Origin of the sequence: Ramlibacter sp. WS9 (assembly GCF_003797765.1) — a bacterium.
Taxonomy (GTDB): domain Bacteria; phylum Pseudomonadota; class Gammaproteobacteria; order Burkholderiales; family Burkholderiaceae_C; genus Ramlibacter.
Genome location: NZ_RKMB01000043.1, coordinates 23,875 through 30,180, shown reverse-complemented (window position 1 = coordinate 30,180; position 6,306 = coordinate 23,875). Strand labels below are relative to the sequence as shown.

Below are 6,306 nucleotides of genomic sequence, written 5' to 3'. Positions count from 1 at the left end.
CGGACCCCGACTCCGCCAACTTCGACACCGGCACCCTCACGGTGAGCCTCACCGCCAACGGCACGGCGTCCGACCAGCTGGCCATCAGCAACGACGGCGTGGGCGCCGGCCAGATCGGCGTGAGCGGGGCCAACGTCACCTTTGCCGGCGTCACGTTCGGCACCTTCACGGGTGGCACCAACGGTACCGACCTGGTCATCACGTTCGACGCCGACGCAACGCTCGCAGCCGTGCAGGCGCTGACGCGCGCCATCACGTTCGCGAATACGTCCCAGAACCCGTCGGCGCTGCCGCGCACGGTGACGTACACCGTCGTCGACGGTGACGGCGGCACCGACACCGGTTCGACCACGGCCACCGTCAACATCACCAACGTCAACGACGCGCCGGATATCGACACGGCCGCGGCCGTGCTGGGATACACCGAGAACGGCGTCGCGGCCGTGATCGCGGGCGCGACGACGGTCACCGACATCGACTCCACCGACTTCGGCGGCGGCTCGCTCACCGTGGGTTTCACCGCCAACGGAACCGCGGCCGACCAGCTGGCTGTGCGCAATGAAGGTGTCGCCGCCGGCCAGATCGGCGTGAGCGGCTCCAACGTCACTTACGGCGGCGTCAACATCGGCACCATCGACGGCACGTTCAACGGCGTCAACGGCGTCAATCTGGTGATCAGCCTGAATGCCTCGGCCTCCCCGGCGGCCGTGCAGGCGCTGTCGCGCAACATCACCTTCGCCAACACCTCGGACAACCCGTCCACCGCCGCCCGCACCGTGACCTTCACGGTCAACGACGGCGATGGCGGCACCAACGTCGACAGCGCCACGGCTACCGTGAACGTCACGGCGGCCAACGACGCACCGGTGGCCACGGTCTCCGGGGGAACGGCGTCCTACATCGAAGACGGCGCCGCCGCGCTCATCGACGCCAACCTGGCCGTCAGCGACGTCGACGACACCAACCTGAACAGCGCCACCGTCCGCATCTCGGGCGGCTTCGAGGCGGGTGACGTGCTGAACTTCGTCAACACGGCCAACATCACCGGCAGCTACAACGCCGGCACCTCCACGTTGACCCTGACCGGCGTCGACACGGTGGCCAACTACGAGGCGGCGCTTCGCACCATCACTTTCAGCGGAACGAGCCAGAGCCCGACGCTCACCAAGACCGTCGAGTGGGTGGTGAACGATGGCGATGTGAACAGCCTTGCCGTCACGCGCAACATCTCGGTGACCGGCGTGAACGATGCGCCCCAGTTGACGGGTTCGTCGGCGGTCGGCTACACCGAAGGCGCAGCGCCCACCGTTCTCATCGGCGGCATCGCGGTCGCCGATATCGACAACGCCAACATCGCCGGCGCCACCGTGACCATCTCGGGCGGCTTCGTGACGGGCCAGGACGTGCTCACGTTCACCAACTCCGGTGGCATCACCGGCAGCTACAACGCCGCCACCGGCGTCCTGACGACCAGCGGCACCGCCACCAAGGCGCAGTACCAGACCTTCCTGCAAAGCGTCGGCTACCAGAACACCAGCGACAACCCGAACACCGCCCAGCGCACGGTCAGCTTCGAGGTGAACGACGGCGGCGTCAGCAACAACCTGAGCAACACGGTGACGAGCACCGTGGACATTACGGCCGTCAACGACAAGCCCACCATTGGTGGCGCGGCAAACGTCGCAAGTTACACCGAAAACAACCCGGCGGTCCTGATCGACAGCGCCTTGACGCTGGCCGATGCGGAAAGCAACAGCATCACCGGCGCCACCGTCACCATCGCGGCCCCGAACTTCACGACCGGCCAGGACGTGCTGGCCTTCACCGACAGCGGCGCGGACAACATCACGGGCAGCTACAACGCCGTCACCGGCATCCTCACCTTCTCGGGCACCGACACGCTGGCCAACTACGAAGCGGCGCTCGAGTCGGTCACCTACCAGAACACGAGCGAAAACCCCGTCACCGCGGCCCGCACGATCAGCTACAGCATCACCGACAACGGCACGCCTACCCCGGAGTCGTCGGTCGCGGTCACCGGAACGGTCAATGTCACGGCCGTCAACGACGCGCCGGTCAACACGATGAGCCCGACGCAGATGCTCGCGTTCTCCAACACGGCAACGCCGATCACCGGCCTGTCAATCAGCGATGTGGATGCGGGCAGCGCGACCAACCTCACGACGACGCTGGCGGCCAACGATGGCGCTTTGCTGACCGTCGGCAACGGTGCCAGCGGCGGCACGGCGGGCATCGTCGGCGGCGCGACGATCACGACCAACGGCACGGGCACCGTCGTCCTCACCGGCAGCGTGGCCCAGATCAACGCCACCCTGGCCGGCACCAACGTTTCGTACAAGTCGGCCGACGGCTTCACCACGCCGGTGACGCCCTCCACCGTGACGATGACGACCAACGACGCCGGCAACACCGGGCAGGACCCGGGCCTGTCCGGCACCGGCACCACCGAGGCCGATATCGACGTATTGCAAGTCGGCGTTCTGCCGCAGGTCTGGTTCATCGACAGCACCCCCCCGGGCAGCCCGAGCGGCCCGGTGGGTTCGCAGAACAATCCCTTCACTTCGGTCGGCGACTTCAACACCGCGGCTGCGCTTGCGGGCGGCCCCGGTCCCAACGATTACATCTACGTCCAGTCGGGCACCTACACCGGCGCGGGCATCAACCTCGAACCCGGCCAGACCCTGCTGGGCGCGGACCAGCCGCTGTCGTTCGCCAATCCTTTCGGCGGCGCGCCCATCGTCGTGGAAGCCGGCGGCGGCGCGCGGCCGACGATCGACGTGAACGTCGCTTCCGACTCGGGAATCGCGCTGGCGAGCGGCAACACCATCAGCGGCATCAACGTGACAACGGCCGTGGCTTCCGCTTTCGGTATCGCCGACAGCAACGGAACGGTGGGTGCCCTCGCGATCAGCAACATGAACATCACCGGCCTCGGCCAGGCCGTCGACATCGACGAGGGGGGCGCGCTCAATGTGAGCCTCGGCACGGTGTCCTCGTCCGCCTCCGTAGTGAATGGTATTCAGCTGGGGGGTGCGGCGACGGCGCTGACAGGCACCTTCACGGCCACCGGTGGCGCCATCGCCGGCTCCTCCGGCGCCGCCTTCGTGGTGGGCGACGGCCTGGGTGGCGCCAACACCGGCGGTACGGCTGCGATCAGCTACGGCGGGACGATTTCCGCCGCCGGCGCGGTCAATGTGGTCTCCATCCAGGACCGAGCTGCCGGTGCCAACAGCGTCACGCTGTCGGGTGTGCTCACGCACACCGGCTCCGGCACCGCCATCCTTGTGGACGACAACGCTGCGGGCGCGATCACGTTCTCCGGCGCCAGCAGCACGCTCAACAGCGGATCACTCAGCGCGGTGAGCCTGACCGACAACACCGGGGCCACGATCAACTTCACCGGCGGCGGGCTCGACATCGACACCACGTCGGGCACGGGCATTGTCGCCACCGGCGGGGGCACCATCAACGTGACGGGCGCGAGTAACTCGGTGACCAGCACCACCGGTGCGGTCGTGAACATGGACGGCGTGAGCGTCGGCGGTTCCGGGATCACCTTTTCGAGCCTCACGGCCACGGGAACGGTGGCGGCCGATGCGATTTCGTTCAACAACGTGGATGGCGCCGGCACGTTCAGCGGCGGCACGGTCGGCGTACTCGGCACCAGCGGCGCGTCGAGCGACGGCCTTGCCATCACCGGCGGGTCGGCCGCGACGTTCACGTTCGGCACGACGACCATCGACGACACGGGCGCCGACGCCATCAACTTGAATGGCGCGAACGGAGCCGTGACCTTCAGCTCCGTCAATCTGGACGGCATGCTCGGCAACGGCATCAGCATTACCGGCAATACGAACGCGGTGAGCGTCAACGGAGGCTCCATCGGCGTCAGCAACGACGCGACACTCAACAGCGTCGACATCAGCGGAGGCAACGGCACCATCACGATCGCCGCGAGCTCGACGAAGGCGGCGGGGAACGATTTGCTGGAGATCACGGGGCGTACCGGCGGCACGGTGACGATCTCCGGCACGCAAAGCGGCACCGTCAGCGGCATCGACATCAACAGCAACACGGGCGGCACCATCAATATCACCGGGCAAGTCGCGCTGGTCGCCGGCACGGCGACTGGCGTGAACCTGGCCAACAACACCGGCGCGACGGTGAATTTCAACGCCGGCGGCAACGGCCTCGACATCACGACGACGTCGGGCGCCGGCTTCACGGCCACCGGCGGCGGCACGGTTTCCGTGCAGGGCTCGGGCAACACCATCGCATCGGGGTCTGGCACGGCGTTGAACGTCGTGAGCACGACGATCGGCGCAAGTGACCTCAACTTCGTGTCGATCGCCTCGAGCGGCGCAGTCAACGGCATTGTGTTGAATGCCACCGGCAGTTCGGGCGGCCTCACGGTTTCCGGCAACGGCGGGGCCAACTCGGGAGGGACGATTCAGAATTCCACGGGCTCGGCGATCATCGCGACCAATACGCAGGATCTGAATCTGACGCAGGTGAACATCAGCAATCCGGCGGAACACGGAATCCTGGCGACCGATCTGCGAGGCACCAGCTCGTTGACCAACGTGACGATCGACGGCTTCGGCGTCGGCAACAACGAGGATGGGCTGCACTTCGTCAACAACGGCGTCAGCGCGGTATCGACGATGACGATCACCGACTCGACCTTCTCGAATGGGATCGACGGGAACGACGGCATCCTGATGGAGGCGCAGGGCACCAGCAACATGACGCTGACGGTGACAGGCTCGACGTTCACCGGCATGTTCGGCGACGCGCTGGACATTCAGGGCATTACCGGCGCGACCGGCGCGGTGCGCCTCACGGTCTCGAACTCCGATTTCCTCAGCGCTGTCGCATCTGGAAATGGCGGCGTGCAGATGGATCCGTTCGGCGATGTCAATTTCTTCGCCGACATCGACGGCAACACGTTCAACGGTATCCTGAACAACGTGGTGACCCTCGGCGCGGTCGGTATCACGAGCGGCTCGACGGCGGATGCGGACATCACGATTCGAAACAACGACTTCGACACCATCATCGGCGGCCAGGGCATCACGGCGTTTGTTGACGGCGGGCACACCGAGCTGTTGATCGACAACAACACGATCGATGGGCTGGGCTCCACCTCCAAAGCCGCGATCAGTGTCTTTTCAAACGTCAACGGTGCCTTCACCGGGAACGTCGACGTCACGATCCAGAACAACGACATCGGGCAGGCCGGCGCACTCTGGACCAGCGGCAACGGTTCGAACCAAGCGGTTTTCCTGGCGGCGAGCTTCGGCGGGTCGATGGACGCGCTGGTCACGAACAACGTGATCGACGCTAACGCAACGCTGGAAGTCGTCCGCGCGCGGGCCAGCGGTACCGGGACGTTGAACGCCACGTTTACCAATAACGACATCACGGATACCTTCACGACCCACATGGAGCTGAACGGCGCGGCCGGTACCATCGGTGCCGATCCGGGCGGCAACCTGAACCTCAGCTTCTCAGGCAACATAGTGGCCGGCGGGGCCACTGGCACGATCGGCATCACGGAGGCCGGCTCCTCCACGGTGACTGTCCAGCAGGCGAGTTCCGGTGCTGTCACAACAGCCAACAACAGCGCCACCGTGAACGTGTCCGGTGCGCCCACGTTCGGCGGTGCTGCGCCAACCACGCCCACGCTACCTTCGCTGCCGCTGCTGGCGCTGCAAGGCGAAGTTGAATCCAGCGGCGCCGGCACGCTGGCATCGGCGGACTTGCAGGTCATGGCCGAGGCCGCGATCGCCCGGTGGGTGGCTGCCGGCATCGGCGATGACCAACTCGCGCTGCTGCAGTCGGTCACGTTTGGGGTGGCGGACCTCAAGGGCTCGGTGCTTGGCGTGGCCGCAGGGAACGTGGTGGTGGTCGACAGCAATGCCGCCGGCTGGGGCTGGTTCGTCGATGCCACCCCTATGGGCGACGAAGAATACGGCGTCTATTCAGGCATTTTCCCCGCTGCCGCTGATCAGATGGACCTGCTCACGGTGCTCACGCACGAGCTCGGTCACGTACTGGGCATAGATGACCACTACGCCGGCTCCGCGGACGTGATGCATGGCTATCTGGATATCGGCCAACGCCACGCGCCAGAGGCGTCGGTGGAGGTGGTCGGGGTGCCGCAGATGGAAGCCGGATGGGGCGGCGCATGACGTGAGACCTGCGGCACCTTGCCGCAGCGCATGCAACTAAAAGGGGCCGCGAGGCCCCTTTTTTCTTGCTTTCACGCACCTGCCGTTCGGC

The 6,306-nt window shown here is 66.2% G+C and carries 1 protein-coding gene; it reads left to right on the top strand.

The window, feature by feature from the left end; genetic code table 11:
- Positions 1-41 precede the first annotated feature (41 nt).
- Positions 42-6,215 (top strand): hypothetical protein, encoded by a 6,174-nt coding sequence (locus EEB15_RS33880; protein WP_233259698.1) that lies wholly within the window; start codon positions 42-44, stop codon positions 6,213-6,215.
- Positions 6,216-6,306: the final 91 nt, after the last annotated feature.